This window comes from Micrococcus sp. LASM2_SD2, assembly GCF_057364565.1.
The window spans coordinates 1-15,470 of record NZ_JBNFOB010000028.1 but is presented as its reverse complement, the minus strand read 5'-3'; the positions used below and the strand labels follow the sequence as shown (position 1 = coordinate 15,470).

General features: G+C 68.7%; 17 protein-coding genes. 6 read left to right on the top strand and 11 right to left on the bottom strand.

What is annotated here, in order from left to right:
- The 8 genes from bioB to AC2W7A_RS03075 all read right to left on the bottom strand — a co-directional run.
- The coding region (gene bioB, locus AC2W7A_RS03110; protein WP_485990069.1) for a biotin synthase BioB at positions 1-1,152 on the bottom strand (1,152 nt) is incomplete at its 3' end.
- Between the two features lie 536 nt (positions 1,153-1,688).
- On the bottom strand, positions 1,689-2,897 hold the full coding sequence (locus AC2W7A_RS03105) for a hypothetical protein (RefSeq protein ID WP_485990068.1): 1,209 nt from the start codon (positions 2,895-2,897) through the stop codon (positions 1,689-1,691).
- A complete protein-coding gene (locus AC2W7A_RS03100; protein ID WP_485990066.1) occupies positions 2,890-3,498 on the bottom strand; it encodes a hypothetical protein in 609 nt (202 codons plus the stop codon). Before AC2W7A_RS03100 ends, AC2W7A_RS03105 begins: the two co-directional genes overlap by 8 nt.
- A gap of 27 nt (positions 3,499-3,525) precedes the next feature.
- A complete protein-coding gene (locus tag AC2W7A_RS03095; protein ID WP_485990064.1) occupies positions 3,526-3,927 on the bottom strand; it encodes a hypothetical protein in 402 nt (133 codons plus the stop codon).
- A 452-nt stretch (positions 3,928-4,379) separates the two neighbouring features.
- Positions 4,380-4,955, bottom strand: coding sequence for a hypothetical protein (locus AC2W7A_RS03090; RefSeq protein ID WP_485990063.1), 576 nt, complete (start codon positions 4,953-4,955; stop codon positions 4,380-4,382).
- 4 nt (positions 4,956-4,959) lie between these two features.
- Positions 4,960-5,271 carry a hypothetical protein gene (locus AC2W7A_RS03085; protein WP_485990062.1) on the bottom strand — a complete coding sequence of 104 codons (312 nt, stop codon included), beginning with the start codon at positions 5,269-5,271 and terminating at the stop codon, positions 4,960-4,962.
- A gap of 141 nt (positions 5,272-5,412) precedes the next feature.
- A complete protein-coding gene (locus tag AC2W7A_RS03080) occupies positions 5,413-5,715 on the bottom strand; it encodes a hypothetical protein (RefSeq protein ID WP_485990061.1) in 303 nt (100 codons plus the stop codon).
- A 73-nt stretch (positions 5,716-5,788) separates the two neighbouring features.
- Positions 5,789-6,121, bottom strand: a complete 333-nt coding sequence (locus AC2W7A_RS03075) for a WXG100 family type VII secretion target (RefSeq protein WP_485990060.1) — start codon at positions 6,119-6,121, stop codon at positions 5,789-5,791.
- 180 nt (positions 6,122-6,301) lie between these two features.
- Between AC2W7A_RS03075 and AC2W7A_RS03070 the strand changes: the two genes are divergently transcribed.
- The 5 genes from AC2W7A_RS03070 (at position 6,302) to AC2W7A_RS03050 (ending at position 13,506) form a co-directional block, all read left to right on the top strand.
- Positions 6,302-6,757 carry a hypothetical protein gene (locus AC2W7A_RS03070; protein WP_485990059.1) on the top strand — a complete coding sequence of 152 codons (456 nt, stop codon included), beginning with the start codon at positions 6,302-6,304 and terminating at the stop codon, positions 6,755-6,757.
- Positions 6,757-8,118 carry a type VII secretion integral membrane protein EccD gene (gene eccD, locus AC2W7A_RS03065; RefSeq protein WP_485990058.1) on the top strand — a complete coding sequence of 454 codons (1,362 nt, stop codon included), beginning with the start codon at positions 6,757-6,759 and terminating at the stop codon, positions 8,116-8,118. The genes AC2W7A_RS03070 and eccD overlap by 1 nt, the downstream gene beginning before the upstream one ends.
- Positions 8,118-9,134 carry a hypothetical protein gene (locus AC2W7A_RS03060; protein ID WP_485990057.1) on the top strand — a complete coding sequence of 339 codons (1,017 nt, stop codon included), beginning with the start codon at positions 8,118-8,120 and terminating at the stop codon, positions 9,132-9,134. Before eccD ends, AC2W7A_RS03060 begins: the two co-directional genes overlap by 1 nt.
- Positions 9,135-9,229: 95 nt before the next feature.
- Positions 9,230-13,216, top strand: coding sequence for a type VII secretion protein EccCa (eccCa, locus tag AC2W7A_RS03055; protein ID WP_485990056.1), 3,987 nt, complete (start codon positions 9,230-9,232; stop codon positions 13,214-13,216).
- 140 nt (positions 13,217-13,356) lie between these two features.
- On the top strand, positions 13,357-13,506 hold the full coding sequence (locus AC2W7A_RS03050) for a hypothetical protein (protein ID WP_485990055.1): 150 nt from the start codon (positions 13,357-13,359) through the stop codon (positions 13,504-13,506).
- A 24-nt stretch (positions 13,507-13,530) separates the two neighbouring features.
- On the opposite strand, the gene AC2W7A_RS03045 is transcribed toward AC2W7A_RS03050, so the two are convergent.
- From AC2W7A_RS03045 to AC2W7A_RS03035, 3 genes are all read right to left on the bottom strand, one after another.
- Positions 13,531-13,809 carry a hypothetical protein gene (locus tag AC2W7A_RS03045; RefSeq protein ID WP_485990054.1) on the bottom strand — a complete coding sequence of 93 codons (279 nt, stop codon included), beginning with the start codon at positions 13,807-13,809 and terminating at the stop codon, positions 13,531-13,533.
- A gap of 203 nt (positions 13,810-14,012) precedes the next feature.
- Complete coding sequence (locus AC2W7A_RS03040) at positions 14,013-14,657, bottom strand: thymidine kinase (RefSeq protein ID WP_485990053.1); 645 nt, start codon at positions 14,655-14,657, stop codon at positions 14,013-14,015.
- Positions 14,658-14,664: 7 nt separating this feature from the next.
- Positions 14,665-15,096, bottom strand: coding sequence for a DUF3151 domain-containing protein (locus AC2W7A_RS03035; protein WP_485990052.1), 432 nt, complete (start codon positions 15,094-15,096; stop codon positions 14,665-14,667).
- 146 nt (positions 15,097-15,242) lie between these two features.
- Here AC2W7A_RS03035 and AC2W7A_RS03030 point away from each other — a divergent pair.
- On the top strand, positions 15,243-15,470 hold a 228-nt coding region (locus tag AC2W7A_RS03030), incomplete at its 3' end, for a hypothetical protein (RefSeq protein ID WP_485990051.1).

Sequence of the window (15,470 nt, the reverse complement as noted above, 5' to 3'; positions counted from 1 at the left end):
CGCCTGTGCAGCAGCCGGCGGAGGACGACGCGGCACCGTCGTCCCCCCGGCGGCGTCCTCGCCGCCGCAGCACCCGGTGACCGTTCCGGCGGAGGCGGGCGCGCCGTCGTCGTGGGCCTGGACGCCGAGCACGGTGTACCCGGCGTCGGCGATCATCTGCAGGTCCGCCTCGGCGGCCTGCCCCTCCGAGGTGAGGTAGTCGCCCAGGAAGAGCGAGTTCGCCACCTGCAGCGCCACCGGCTGCAGCGAGCGCAGGTGCATCTCGCGGCCGCCGGCGATCCGCAGCTCCTTGTCCGGGCAGGCCAGGCGGACCATGGCGAGGATGCGCAGGCACTCCAGCGGGGAGAGCTGGTTGTGGCCGGCCAGGGGCGTGCCGTCGAAGGGCATGAGGAAGTTCACCGGGATGGAGTCCGCGTCCAGCTCCCGCAGGGCGAACACCGCCTCCACAAGCTGCTCGTGGGTCTCCTCCATTCCGGCGATCAGGCCGGAGCAGGAGGACATCCCCGCGGCGCCGGCGCGCTGCACGGTGTCCACGCGCTGGCCGTAGGTGTGGGAGGTGCAGATGGACTCGTAGTGGGACTCGGCGGTGTTCAGATTGTGGTTGTAGGCGTCCACGCCGGCGTCCTTCAGACGCTCGGCCTGCCCGTCCTTGAGGAAGCCCAGGCAGGCGCAGACCTCCACCTGCGGGTGCTCTCCCTTGAGCTGCTCCACCATCCCGGCCACCCGATCCACGTCCCGGTCCGTGGGGCCGGTGCCGGAGGCCACCATGCACACTCGGCTGGCGCCGCCGGCGATGCCCAGGCCCGCCTGACGGACGGCCTCCTCCGGCTTCAGCCAGGTGTACTTCAGGATCTCGGCCTGGGTGCCGAGCCGCTGGGAGCAGTACGTGCAGTTCTCCGGGCACAGGCCGGTCTTCAGGGAGACAAGGTAGTTGACCTTGACGGTCCGGCCGAAGTGACGCTCCCGCAGGCGCGAGGCGGCGGCGACGATGCGGAAGGTGTCCGCGTCCGGGGCGTCCAGGACGGCGACGGCCTCCTCGGCGGTGAGGGCGTGGCCGGCCTCGATCCGGTCCACCAGAGCGTCGACGTCGAGGGGACGAGCGGGGGTGTCCGCGGTGGTGGCGGAGACGGTCTGGGTGGGGTCGACGGTCATGGGAGTCCTCTGCTGGGCGTGTAGGTGATGGCCAGCACTGTAGCAGGGTTATTGAACGGTGTTCAGTGCAGCGCTCGTGTTGCACGGGCACCGGTGGGAACTGACCCTTGCTTCAGTGGCCGGCGCCGTCCCCCGGCGTCTCACCACGAGCCTGCATCCGCAGCTGCTCGAACAGCTCGAACAACGACTGGATCGGTGGATCCGTGGCGAACTGCGTCAAGATCACGTGGTTTCGCGGGAGCAGCCCGCCCAGACCGAACGGATACCCCGAGTCCCACCGGTTCCCCCGCCGCAGTTCGTCCGTCCAAGTGAAGCGCCCTGGGTTTCGTTCCGAGGTCAGGACGCAACGGGCGCTGAGTCCTGATCGTGAGTGTAAGCCGCCTCGACCTCCGCGGGAGTGCGGTAGCCGAGGACCTCCTTGAGTGGCTTGGCGTTAGAGGACCGTCCGCACGGCGCGTTCACGCAGCTGAAGGGGTGTATTTCTTGGGCATGTTCCGGTTCTCCTTCAGTTGGATCGGAACGAAACCCAGGGCGCTTCACCGGCCCGGATCCTCCATCGCTTGGGCGACCGCCGCCTGCAATGCCCCGTACACGATTCCCGGAACGACGGGTACCGCTGTCGATATCCCCTCGCCACGCATCACAGCAAACGGAGGCCCTCCGTGAGGCTGCATCCACTCGGCAGCCACCTGGTCCTCTCGGTCTCTCCACACCCACCAGTCCCGCGGACGTCGGAGCAGCTCCTCGGCAGCGGCCGTATCGGCCACCGCAGACCACCCCTCCGTGTCAGCACCGGCTACCCCCTCGGACTCGAACACTGCGTCACGCATCCAGTCCAGCCGCACTCCAGCGGCTTCCAAAGCGAGGGGAACCGCCAGGATCATCGGAACCGTTGCGACCCGTGTCCTGTCCGGCGAGCCGGCCCCGCCGTGTTCGACACAGAGGACGACGGCCTGACCGTCATCGGCCGGACAGATTTCGACATGACGCTCACGCCCATGATAAACACCCCGTCCGCTCAGGAGCGGCGGTCGCTGTTCGAGGACCGCGGTTTGAGTCGATGAGAACTCACCGGACCACAGCCTCGATGTCATCGCCTGCGCCTGGTCTACGGCTGGGCTGAGGCTCTCCACCTGCACCGGCACCAGACCCTGCTCGGTCACCACCGCGCCTGGCCAAGGGTCCTGCACCGCGCGAGGGGGCAACGGCCACAGCATTCCCACGGGACGGTCAGAGTCGTGCGCCGTGCAGACGCGACGTACGAGGTGGTCGCACTGAGAACCCAGCGCCTCCACGTCGTCCCCCTCACCGATTGACAGGGTGAGCTCCAGGACATGACCCGACAGCCCCACATACCAGCGCAGACTGTGCCAGAGCAGGCCACCCTGCCACGCCACCACATGATGCCGCCGTGCAGGCAGGCCGATCCCGGTGAAGAACGCCTCGTAGGACAACGGCAGAAAGCCGTCCAGGTCAGACTCACCGGCAAGACCCAGCTCACGCAGGGAGGCCGACACCACCCCGCCATCGTTCGGCTCCGCGAAATACCGCACGACCACGTTCGGGTGGATCTCCTCCTCTCCCGTGTGAGCGGTCTCCGGGCGAACGTCGAACACAATGACACCCGGGCCCCCGCCGTGACGCTCCACAGACGCCCATGCCTTCGGCACGTGCAACTCGAAGGGTCCGAAGACAGCACCCGCTGCGTCGCCCACGTTGATCTCAGATTCGGTGGTGTCACCCATGAGGCGTCGGCCGCTCCGGCGTCTCACCACGAGCCTGCATCCGCAGCTGCTCGAACAACTCGAACAACGACTGGATCGGCGGATCCGTGGCGAACTGCGTATAGATCAAGTGGTTTCGCGGGAGCAGCCCGCCCAGACCGAACGGATACCCCGAGTCCCACCTGTTCCCCCGCCGCAGTTCGTCCGTCCAAGCATGATCCTCGACCATGAAACCGACCTGCGTCTTCTTGTCCGGGGCCTGACCGTGCGTCGGGTTCAGCCACAGGGACTCCACGTCCTCCCAACGCACCCGCCACGAGTGCGTCCACACCCCCTGCTCATCCACCGTCAGATGCCGCGGCCGCCGCCACGCCATCCACGCGTAGACCACATACAACGTCAACGGCAGAAACCCGATCCCCATCAACACCCGCAACAGCAACAGCATCGCGGACTCTTCATCGAACAACGACGACGGCACCCCCGCCATGATCGGCACGGACAACACCCACAACACCGCCGCCGCCACGAACGTCGGCGCCCACACCTTCGTCCGCACACGCACCCGCAACGGGAAACGCACATCCTCCAGCGACACCGACTGCACTCCCTGCTCAGACATCGATCGTCCTTCCATCGAGAAAACCCATCACTTGCCGCGAACCTTGTTCCACAGCCACTCTGCGCCATCGCCGACAGCTTCGGCGGCACTGTCCTTCTGCCCATCGCCGTCCGAGTCGGCGACGGGGACGCTCATGGCGACGCCGGTGACCACACCGGTCGCGAAACCGACCACATTGCCCGGACCGGGGACGACCGACCCGGCGACGGCGCCGGCCGCCGCGGAGGCCAGGACGGTGCTGCCGACGTTGCCCGCCGTCTGCGCCCCGGCGTCGTGGCGTGCCTCGCGCTCCACTTCCTCGCGAGAGGCACCGGGATTCTCCGCCCGGTTCTCCTGGAGCTGCTTTTCATGCTCGCTGCTGTATGTAGACGCCGCGCCCACAACCGTGCCGGCCGTACCCAACGCCTTCACCCCGGTGTTGAACTTCATGACCGACCGTGATTCGACTCTGTGAGCGTCCTTCCTGGCGTCCTCCGGCTTGCCTGTGTTCGCCGATGTCCGAGTCTTCCGCCACTCGTGCACCGACCTTGCGTCACCGATGAACGGCAGGCCGTCCAGGAATTGGGTGCGCACAGCTCCCCACGTCGGCTTCTGGAATGTCCTGCGATCGTTGTGTCGCATTGCGGCGCGGGTCCTATCGTTCGAATGATTCCGCAACGTCATCCTCATCGCCAGCGGCATGTTGCGAATCGGCGCCCAGCTCCGCGTGGCCCAGGCACGGTGAAGAGCGGACCCACCGGCCACCAGGGACGCCCCGTAGTGGCCGACATGGAATCCCATGAACCGCGCCTGCCACGTCTCGGGTATCACGTCGTTGTGGCGAAGCCATGGCTCCCGCACGCGAGCGATGTCCAATCCACCGAGCGTCGTCGTAGTGACGCTCAGAGGCTCCGTGGGAACCGCAGACGTGATCGCGGCGTCCAGGAGGTCCCGTGCCACAGCCCCGGGCGCCCCGTTCCCGTGGACTCGATGTCCAAACTCTCCACGGTGATGTCGTCCAGAGCCTGGGAGCACTCCTCGACTGCAGTCAGATAAAGCTCCTGAAGGGTCTCAGGAGTCGCAAGGAGCTCCTGACGCCATGTAGCGGCACTGGGCGATAGATCCTCGACTTGTTGCGCGCCGTACAAGCTGTTGAACGTTGCGACATCATCTTCGAGTGTCTGCCTCTGCCGTTCGAGACTGCGCAGCTCACCGGAGAACGTCACCATGGCGGAGTCCACAGCTGCCGCTGCCAACACGATTCGACCGGCATTCTCGACAGGCACGTGGAATCCATTGACCAGGTCGGCCTTGTTCTCGCCCTCGTAGTGGTCGCGTAAGTCCTGCCACGTGGTGTCCTGGCCCTGAACCGTGTCCGCGAGGGTCGCCACTGCAGTCATCACATCATGGGACAGCGTGTCCATGTCCGTGGACGATTCCCACGTCGTCATACCGGTGATCGTCACATTCGCCAGCATCGTGTCATTCCTCCAGTTCCACGGCGGACGCCTTGGAAGCGGCCTCAGCGTCGAAATCCTCGTACTCCGTCGCCGTCGCCCGAGCCGCTTCCACCGCACTCTCGCTCGACGCCGAGAGAGCTTCAAGGACCCTGCCGAAGACATCGTCACGCAAGGTCGTCACGGACCCTCGCAGCCCCACATCGACGCAGGCCGCGTGAAGATCCTCGAGTGCGGCCGTCACACCCCGCGCTTGGGTGCCTTGCGTCTCGTTCTCCCCGTCGACGTCATCGACGACACCTCGAAACGGCGTCGCATCAATGGTGAACTTGGCCAAGTTGCCCCTCCTCACACGTCGTCGAGTATGTCGGCGATGCCGATCATCCCCGCCTCCTGACGACTCCGGCCCGCCCCCTGCCGCCGACAGGCGGAGGTGACGGGCCGTCGTCGTGATTCTGATGCGCTGTTCCTGAAGGCGTCAGGCCTTCATCGCCGCGATGTGGCTGTTGGCGCGCTGGTGGGCGCCGGCGGCGATGTCGTCGTTCTCCTCCATGAGGGTGCGCGCACGGTCCACGAGCTCCTTCACGGTCTGAGCGGCATCCAGCCAGGTCTGCTCGATCACGTCGTAATCGGCATCGTTGTCCGTGGACTGGTAGTTGTCCGCCACGAAGGCCTTCTGCTGTTCACGGTCACCGATGATGGTCTCGATACGGTTCGCGATGCGCAGGACCTCGTCCTCGTAGTTGGCGGCGGCGGCGGAGTCGTACTTGATGGTGGTCATGGTGTCTCTCCTAGAAGAAGCGAGGAGCCACACGAGCGTGGCTCGGCTGCAGTTGAGAAGGCGGCAGTGTGGGTCAGCGCGGGAACGCGAAGGACTGGGCGTCGGCCACAGCCGGCTCCGCGGCGCCGACCTGGTCGTCCTCCTGAGTCAGGTAGGACTGGTACACGTCCGCCTGGCCCACGTTGATCTTGCCCAGCGCGTCAGACAGCTGCCGCTGGGCGTCGTTCACGGCCACCATGAACTGGTCGTACGAATCGGCGCCCTGACCCTTGAAGGTCTCCTTCAGGGCCTCGACGCCCTGGCGCAGGTTCTCGATCTCCTGCAGCAGCTCCTCTCCGGATGCGGCGCTGTCCGTGTTCGCCTTCTGGAAGACGTTGATATCGGTCATCTCGAGCGAAAAGCCCATGTTTCCTCTCCTCCTGATTGTCTGCATCATCCCGCGTGATGAGCCGGACTAAGGTGACTCGTCTGCCGACGAACCGCGATGCCCGGGTCCGTCCTGGACCTGTACGGTCGACCCCGCCAGTTCACGACCGGGCCTGTGCACAGAACTCACCCTTGCGGCACGGTGTGCAGTCTGTCAATCATGGCCCACCTGAGCATCTCCTCAGAGATACCTGACCGGATCGATGTCCGGCGCAATAGGACACGCTGTATGCCGGGGCAGGCACTACTGTGGCTGCGTGACCGTGACGACGGAGGGGAGACCACGGTGAGCCTCGACCACGATGCACAGCTCATCGAGGCTGTCGCCGTGCGCCGCAAGCGACTGCTGACATCACTGACGTTCGGCATGAACCCGACCGAACAGCGTTGGCGTGCCCGCGGACGCCTCTACGCGGCCGGCACCGTGCTCGCCGCCGTGATCTGTGCGTTCTGCGTCCTCGTGTCACTCGTCATCTCTATCCTCACCACCTGGCTGGACAACCGTGAGGCGCTCGAGCAGCAGCGCGAACAGCAGCGGATCGAACAGCAACAGCAGCAGGACGAACGTGAGCGCACCCAGTCCCGACTCGACCAGGAGAGGCAGGTGACCCCCTGATGGCGTCCCGCTATTCCCGAGTGACCCTCATCGGAAGCCGCCGTCACGCGGACGTTCTCCTCCCCTCGCAGACACCCGTCGGCACCCTCCTGCCCCAGGTGCTCGACCTGCTCGCCGAAGAACCCGCACAGACTCCCGCGGTCCGCGGCATCTACCGGAGCTCCGGACAGCAGCTCGAACCGGGATCCACCCTCGAGGAGTCCGAGGTCCTCGACGGTGAGACCCTGCGCGTTGCGGCCACCACAGCCGCACCCGACGCGCCGGTCGTCTACGACCTGCACGACACCGTGGCCGCCGAGACCGACGCCCGAGGGCGCTGGAACCTGCGTGCGCGGCAGGTCGTCCAGGGCCTGGTGGCCGTCCTGCTGGGCTGGTGGAGCGCCACCCACCTCACCACAGGGCTCCCGAACGACCAGTCCGCCTACATGCGGCTCGGCATCGGCGCCGCGCTGCTGCTCGCCGCCCTCGCCGTGCACCACTGGGCAGGTCACCGCGCCGCGGCCCTCACCCTCTTGGCCGCCGGCACCGCGGTGGCGGTCGACGGGCACTGGTTGCTCATGGCCACCGGACGGACGCCCCTGACCACCGCCGTGCTGATCGCGCTCTGCGCAGCAGTTCCCCTGCTCCTGCTCACCGGGCTGATCGCCAGGCACCGCCGTGCCCTCACACTCGGCGCGGTCGTCCTCGCCGTGCTCACCGCCACGTGGGCGGCCGGTCCCGTCGTCGCCGGTTGGCTGATCGGTGACCGCCTCGCCACCGTCTCCGTCACCGTGGGGTCGCTCACGGGAGTGACGGCCCTGCTGGTGCTCGCCGTCCTGGCCCAGGCGGCCGCCGCCCACTCAGGCCTCACCGGCCTCGACGACCAGGAGTCGTCCGGCGCGCGTCTGCTCCGCACCGACGTCACCGCGGCCGTGGCGGCCGCCCACCGGGGAATGGTCCTGAGCGTCGCCCTTTGCGGCGCCTCGCTGGCCGTCTCCCTCTGGCTCGTCTCCGAGGACACCGCCCACCCTGCGTTCTCCGTCGCGTTCATCTCCGTCCTCACCCTGGCCACGTGGCTACGGGCCCGCGCATTCCCGTTGGCCCTGCAGCGCGGCGTGCTGCACCTGACCGCCGCTTGGGGGCTCTGGTGCACCGTCCGGCTGGTCTCGGCGGCCTGGCCGGCCCTCGCCTTCCCCCTGATGATCGGCCTCGGGCTGGTCGCGTTAGCGCTGCTGACGCTGCAGGCCGTCGCCGTCCCCGCTCACATCGAGGCCCGAGCACGCCGCACGGGCCACGTACTGGAGACACTCGCCGTCGTCACCCTCATCCCCCTGCTGGTGGGCTACACGGGCCTCTACTCGGCCATGCTGGAGACCTTCTGATGAGCGCGCAGACACCGAAAAGCACCACCCCCTCGTTCGCCGCAGACGCGGACCGCCGGCTCCATAGTCGGGCCGCCCGCGGGCCGCTGCAGGCCGCCGCCGAAGGCATCTGGCATTCCTTCCACCGGAGCACAGAGCTGCGCCGGCTGGAAGACGCCGCCGCACGATTGCAAACCCCGGTGGGCACCGGCCGACGGATCGCGGTGACCTCCGCCCGCGGCGGCGCAGGCCGGACGACGCTGACGGCCCTGCTCGCGCAGACCTACGGCCGGTTCCGCCTCGAACCGATCGGCGCCGTGGACCTGGACCCCGGCCACGGCGCCCTGCGCCTGCGCCTGAGCCCGCCCGACGGTCACGACGACGGCGACTCACCCGCCGCGTCGAGCGCCACCGCCGATCGGGTCGCCCGGCACATCAGGAAACACGGCACCGGCGGGGCAGAGGAGTTCCTCGCCCCCCTCGAGCTGTCCCCGCACCGCGTCCACCACACGGCCGCGCGCTCCGCCACCCGGTTCCTCAGCACCCCGGACGTGCGGGACCTGCTGGCCGGCTTCTCCCGGTTCTTCCCGGTGACCCTGACGGACTGCGCCGCCGGCCATCTCCCGACCGAGACACGGGCAGCACTGCAGTCCGCGCACGCCGTCCTGCACGTGCTCCCCGCAGAGGCCCTGGCCGTGGACGAGACGCTCGCCTTCCTGCTCGCCACCGGTCAACAGCAGCGCAGGACTCCCGAGCCCCACGTCGTGGTCGCCGTCGTGGAGACCCGCCCCCGCGGCAACACGGACGCCCGCAGGGCGGTGTCCGCGCTGCGGCGGCGGGGATTCGCCACTCACCACGTGCCGTACGACCGTCATCTGGCCGGCGGCGTCTCCGTGACTCCCCGGCTCATGCTCCCGCGCACCCGCCGTGTGGTCGCCGAGCTCGCCGCCGACCTGCTGGAGCGTGCCGTGTCGGCCGACCGGCCCGAGACCGCCGGTACGGCTGGGAGCACAGCCGCCGGGGGTGGCCCCGCATGACGCGGCACCTCGTCCACCGTCCCGGCCGGACCGTCCCCCCGGAGCGGTCTCTCCCGGACGACACGGTCACCGGCCCGCAGCCGGTCGACCCTGCCATGGACCAGGGCTCCGGTCCGAACCTGATCATGATCGTGCCCATGGTGGCGGCTGCGGCCTCCATGCTCACCATGATGGCCTTCCGCCAGTCGCCCTTCGCCGCCGTGGGAGCCCTCGCGATGGTCGCCACCATGACGGCCATGCTCGTCATGTACGCGTCTCAGTCCGGGAAGGAGCGGCGTCGCCGCACCACACTGCAGGACACCTACACGCGGTACCTGGACCGCACCCGGCGCCGCCTCATCGCCGAGGACGACGAGGCCCGTGAGATCGCGGCCTCCGCATCGCCGCCGCCGGAGGCGCTGTTCGATCTGGTCCGTCGACCGGACAGGCTCTGGGAGCGGCGCCGGACCGACGAGGACTACCTGCGCACACGCATCGGCCTCGGAGCCCGGCCCATCCGCTCGCTGCGGGTGTCGGTACAGGACAGCGCCACCCAGGTGCAGAACGAGTTCATGCTCAAGCAGGCCGAGGCGCTTGTCCAGCGCTTCTCCACCACGGACGGCATGCCCATGACCCTCCCCCTGGACTCGCTCGGCAACCTCGCCGTCGTCGGTTCACGGGAGTTCGGGCTCACCGCCGCGCGCTCCATGGTGCTGGGCGCCTGCGCACAGCAGGCGCCGGAGGACCTCGTCATCGCGCTGCTCGTGCCGCGCGAGCGCAGGAAGGACTGGGACTGGTTCGGCCGCCTCCCCCACGCCCGCATCCTCGACCCGTCCTCTCCGACGGGCGATCGCGTGCTCGTCAGCGAGGACGTGGACGGCCTCATGCGGATGCTGCGGGCGGACCTCACCCGGCGCGCAGGGATCGCCGCGGAGACCCTCCGCGCGTCCACCCGATCCGGCCGAGCGGCACCGGAGCTCTCCCGTCTGCTCATCGTGGTGGACTCCTTCGGGAGCCATGCCGGCGGTCTGCCCCTCGAGGGCAGCCACCTGCCCCTCACCGCACGGGGCATCACACTGATGACGCTGGTGGAGGACCGCCTGGACGAGCCGTCAGACGTCCGGCTGCGCCTCACCCAGGTAGGGGATGCGGATGCGGGCCGGCATGCGTTCCTCATGCAGGACTCCCGTGCGGACAGCGGTCGCCCGACGGTCTCCCACGGCCACCTGGACGTCTTCGACGACGCCACGGCGCAGGGACTCGCCACCGTGCTCTCGCCGCTGCGGCTCAGCGCCGACTCCCTGGAGCACGCAGAGGAGGATCGCTCCTCCACGCAGACGTTCCTCCAGATGCTGGGGCTCTCCCCGGAGCTGACCCTGGAGGAGCTGCGGTACCAGTGGCGGCCACGTGGGCAGGACGAGTTCCTGCGTGTGCCGATCGGTGAGGACGACCGCGGCGACCCGGTGCACCTCGACCTGAAGGAGGCGGCCCAGCTCGGCATGGGCCCCCACGGCCTGTGCATCGGCGCCACCGGATCCGGCAAGTCTGAGCTGCTGCGTGCCCTGGTCTTCGCGCTGCTCGCCTCCCACGCTCCCGAGAAGATGTCGATGCTGCTCGTGGACTTCAAGGGCGGTGCGACCTTCGCCCCGTTCCACGGCGCTCCCCACGTGGCCGGCATCATCACGAACCTCTCGGACGACCTGTCCCTGGTGGAACGCGTCTATGCCTCCCTCAGCGGCGAGATCCTGCGCCGGCAGGAGGTGCTCAAGTCCGCCGGGAACCTGGCGAACATCACGGACTATCAGGCCTACCGGGATCGGGAGACGGCCCAGGGACGCAGCGTCGAGCCGTTGCCTCACCTCATCGTGATCATCGACGAGTTCGGCGAGCTGCTGACGGCGCGGCCGGACTTCATCGACCTGTTCCTCTCCATCGGCCGCATCGGCCGATCGATCGGTGTGCACCTGCTGCTCTCCTCCCAGCGGATCGAGTCCGGAAAGCTGCGCGGCCTGGAGACCTACCTGTCCTACCGGCTCGGCCTGCGCACCCTCTCCGAGTCCGAGTCCCGCACCGTGCTGGACACCCCGGACGCCTTCCATCTGCCACCGCTGCCCGGCTTCGGCTACCTGAAGGTGGACACGTCCGTGTACTCACGCTTCCGTTCCGGCTACGTGTCCTCGCCCCTGGAGGACGAGGCCGCCGCACGCGAGCGGAACGCCCGCGCCGTCTCCGATGCGGATGAGGTGGCGCCCGTGCTTGAGATGCCCGCCTACGGCCCCGAGCTGCGCGAACCTGAGACGGACTCGGAACCCGAGCTCGCCGTCGGACGGAGCACCGACGAGGCTCCAGAGCCCGACGAAGCCCCGGCGCCGACCATCATGGAGACGCTCATGGACCGGCTCCGCGAGGTTCCCTCGCCGGTGGAGCCGCTGTGGCTGCCGCCGCTGCCGGAGTCCCTCACCCTGGACCAGGCCGTAGGCGAGGTCACCGAGACCGACCATGGGCTGCGCTTGGCCTCCCACGAGCCGCTCGAGGTCCCCATCGGCCTGGTCGACGACCCGGAGCAGCAGTGGCAGGGCCTCTGGACCCTGGACTTCACCGCCGGCTCGGGACATCTGATCGTCCAGGGCGGTCCGCGCACCGGTAAGACCACCCTGTTGCAGACCATCGTGTCCTCGCTGGCCCTGACGCACACCCCACAGCAGGTGGGCGTCTACTGCGTGGACCTGCTCGGCTCCGGTCTGCTGCCCCTCCAGGGCCTGCCCCATGTCGGAGGTGTCGCCATCCGGACGAACAAGGAGATGGTCACCCGCACCCTGCGGGAGCTGTCCGGGATGCTGACCCTGCGCGAGCGGCTGTTCGAGGTCGAGGGCATCGACTCGATGGTCACCCTTCGCCGGCGTCATGCCGACGGGTCCCTCCCACAGCTGGCGAGCGCGGATATCTTCCTCGTCCTGGACGGCTACGGTCTGGTCCACGAGGAGTTCTCCGAGCTCACCCCGGTGCTCAACGGCCTGATCGGCCGTGGTGCGGCCTACGGCATCCATGTGATCACCACGGTGTCCCGGCAGAACGAGATCCGTTCCACGCAGCAGTCCTATTTCTCCCACCGTGTGGAGTTGCGCCTTCCCACCCCCACAGACTCCGCGATCGACCGCAAGGTGGCGGAGAAGGTCCGTGAGAACACCCCCGGGCGGGGCATCTCGATGAACCGCCTGCACGGTCAGGTCGCTCTTCCCCGCATCGACGGTGACACCGATCCCGCCACCGTGTCCGAAGGTCTCATCGCCCTCGCCGAACGCGTCTCAGCCTCCGTGCGCGGACGCGCCATGGCCGTCCGGGTGCTCCCCTCTGAGGCCCTGTGTCCCCCACTGGCGGAGTTGGAGCAGCCCGGGCTGCTGCCGCTGGGCCTCCTCGAGGACGACCTGTCCGTGCGTTCGCTGGCGATCGACGGCAGGGAACGGCATCTGCTGGCCTTCGGCGACGCCCAGACCGGACGCAGCTCCATGCTCCGCCAGCTCGCAGGCCACCTGTGCCAGACCCACGCGGACACCGAGATGATGGCCGTCGTGTACGACCCGCGGGGGGAGCTCAAGGGCGCCGTCCCGGACGACTACGTGGCCGGCTACGCCGGCAATGCGACCGTCGCGGTGAACCTCACCCGTGCCCTGGTCGCGGAGCTGGAGAAGCGGCAGTCAAAGGACCCGGCGGACGACTCCCCGATGCGCAAGGCGCGGATCGTGGTCCTGGTGGACGACTACGACGTCCTCACGGTGGGCGGCGAGTCCCCGCTGGCTCCGCTCATCCCTTACCTCCCGATGTCTGCCGAGCTGAACCTCAACGTGTTCGTCTCCCGCCGCATGAAGGGCGCCTCGCGCGCCCTGTACGAACGGTTCATCGGCGCCCTGCTGGCGAGCGAGGCCGTGACCCTCATGCTCAGCGGCGACCGCTCCGAGGGCGTCCTCGTGGACGGACTCCGGCCACGCCGCCTGCCACCCGGCCGCGGCATCCTGGTGGGTACCTCCGGGCATCACGAGACGGTGCAGACCTTCATGGGGCATGCGCCGGAGCACACACGAAGGGCCGGCCGACGGGAGCATTGACGTCGTCCGTGACTAGACGTCACGCTCCCCTATGACGAGGTGATCCAGTGATGCTCCGACGCGTCTCCATGAGCACCTTCGTTGCTGTTGTGCTCCTTGCGGGCCTGACCTCGTGTGCACCCGACCCAGCAGGAGAGGACGTGACCGCATCGCAGTCGGCCGATGCCGAGGCCGAGTCCACCGCGGACGGGAAGTTCCTGGACGAGACCTTCCCGGACATCGCCCGCTCCATGGGTGCGGAGTCTGTCCTGCGCGTGCGCGAAACCACGTGCACCGGCGCTCTGCCCTGAGACCGCAGTGCCGTCGAGAACACCTCATGGATCGCCGACACCGAAGTCGCCGTCGACAGCAAGGACACCGCCCGCCAGGTCGCCGAACACGTGCGAGCCCAGGCCACGAAGCAGGTCTGGACCCTCGCCGACGACCCCGACGACGTCGACGCCGACGGCAACTTCGCCGGCACCCGCCTGCTCGGCGGCAAACACGTGGACCGCAACATGGTCATGTCCGTGCTGCTCGACGAAGACCGCGACGGGACACTGATCGTCGCCACCGTCGTCCGCGGGATCTGCCGGGACATGCCCGAGGGCCACAGGATTGTTCGCTCCCCCGCTGGACCCTCAGTACGGCGCCGTGGGAGACGGCTACGAGGACACCGGACGGACGAAGGGCCCCGGATCAGCTCCGGGGCCCTTCGCCTGTCATCACTCGCACCTTGATGAGGTGACTTGAGCGTACGAGTCTCGAGTGAACGGAGGACGAACCACGCCTGGAAGTTCCCTGGCAATGGAGGCCGTCAGCCGAGCCGCCCCCCGGACTCGCGCAGGTAGCACCCGGCGCAGAGGGACTCGTAGGTGACCTCCACGCCGTCGATGGCCACCTGGTCCCCCTCGAAGATGAAGTGCTCCGCACCGGTGGCCGGATCCGTGACCCTGCGGGTGTTGAACAGAGCCTTCTTCCCGCACCGGCAGATGGTCTTCAGCTCCTCCAGCGAGTGGGCCAGCTCCATGAGCCGCGCCGACCCGGGGAAGGACCGGGTGCGGAAGTCCGTGCGGATGCCGTAGGCCAGCACCGGCACACCCTCCTCCACCGCGATCCGCAGCAGCCCGTCCACCTGTGCCGGCTTCAGGAACTGCGCCTCGTCCACCAGCAGACACGCGACCGGCGGCACGCCGTCGAGGTGGTCCACCAGGGCATCCGGGTCGTCACCGGAGGCGTGCTCGCGGAACAGCCGCACCACGTCGGCGTCCGGGCGGATCCGGAAGTCCACGCGGCGTGTGACGCCCAGGCGGGAGACGATCTCGTCGTCGCCCTTGGTGTCCACCTGCGGCTTGGCGAGCAGCACCCGCTGTCCGCGCTCCTCATAGTTGAAGGCCGCCTGAAGCAGGCCGGTGGACTTCCCGGAGTTCATCGCCCCGTAGCGGAAGTAGAGCTTGGCCACGTCCGGCTCAGCCCTGCGCCTTCTCGATCTGCTCCTGCGCGGACGGGTCCGAGTCGTTCAGGAAGGTCCGGATGCGCTGGACCTCCTCGGACTCGCCGATTCCGGCGGCGGCCCTACCGAGCGCGTACAGGGCACGGAGGAAGCCACGGTTGGGCTCATGGGAGTACGGCACCGGACCGGCGCCGCGCCACCCGGCCCGGCGCAGCGCGTCCAGACCACGGTGGTAGCCGACCCGCGCGTAGGCGTAGGAGTCCACCGTGCGCCCCTCCTTCCAGGCGTCCTCGGCCATCATGGCCCAGACGAGGGAGGACTCCGGGGCCACCGGGACGATGTCCTCGGGAAGGTCGCCGGCCTCGATGCGGGCCAGCACCTCGGGCTCCTCCGGAAGCAGGGTGGCCGGCGGCTCCATCAGGTTCTTGCCGATCAACGACTCGGACATCTCGGGCTCCTCCTGTGCTGTCTGCGGGTCCGCCCCGGGCGCACGAGCACGCACGTCAGAGGCGGAGGGGTCCATCCGAAGTGTATCCACGGTCACCGGTCCGACCCGGGCGAACCCCAGGCTTCTCCGGTACCGTGGGGCAGTGCATGTGCCGTCCGGGCACTGCCCTGCCGTCTTCGAAGGAGCTCCCATGGCCCAGGCCTCGACCGCCGTTCGACGCCGCCTCCTGCCGTTGGGCGCAGGCGCCGCCGCCCTGGCCCTCGCTGCTCACCGGCTGCATCGCCGACCAGGACGAGCCGGGCGGCTCGCCGTCCTCGGGGGCCTCGTCGGAGGGCACCGGCTCCGGACCGAGCCCGTCGGAGAGCCTGGACCCC

Excerpts from the sequence above, each read along its gene's own strand:
- eccD (WP_485990058.1), top strand. The coding sequence starts at position 6,757 with ATGGCGTCCCGCTATTCCCGAGTGACCCTCATCGGAAGCCGCCGTCAC.
- AC2W7A_RS03100 (WP_485990066.1), bottom strand. The coding sequence starts at position 3,498 with ATGTCTGAGCAGGGAGTGCAGTCGGTGTCGCTGGAGGATGTGCGTTTC.
- AC2W7A_RS03035 (WP_485990052.1), bottom strand. The coding sequence starts at position 15,096 with ATGTCCGAGTCGTTGATCGGCAAGAACCTGATGGAGCCGCCGGCCACC.
- AC2W7A_RS03070 (WP_485990059.1), top strand. The coding sequence starts at position 6,302 with ATGGCCCACCTGAGCATCTCCTCAGAGATACCTGACCGGATCGATGTC.
- AC2W7A_RS03095 (WP_485990064.1), bottom strand. The coding sequence starts at position 3,927 with ATGAAGTTCAACACCGGGGTGAAGGCGTTGGGTACGGCCGGCACGGTT.
- AC2W7A_RS03080 (WP_485990061.1), bottom strand. The coding sequence starts at position 5,715 with ATGACCACCATCAAGTACGACTCCGCCGCCGCCGCCAACTACGAGGAC.
- eccCa (WP_485990056.1), top strand. The coding sequence starts at position 9,230 with ATGGACCAGGGCTCCGGTCCGAACCTGATCATGATCGTGCCCATGGTG.
- AC2W7A_RS03075 (WP_485990060.1), bottom strand. The coding sequence starts at position 6,121 with ATGGGCTTTTCGCTCGAGATGACCGATATCAACGTCTTCCAGAAGGCG.
- AC2W7A_RS03060 (WP_485990057.1), top strand. The coding sequence starts at position 8,118 with ATGAGCGCGCAGACACCGAAAAGCACCACCCCCTCGTTCGCCGCAGAC.
- AC2W7A_RS03090 (WP_485990063.1), bottom strand. The coding sequence starts at position 4,955 with ATGCTGGCGAATGTGACGATCACCGGTATGACGACGTGGGAATCGTCC.
- AC2W7A_RS03105 (WP_485990068.1), bottom strand. The coding sequence starts at position 2,897 with ATGGGTGACACCACCGAATCTGAGATCAACGTGGGCGACGCAGCGGGT.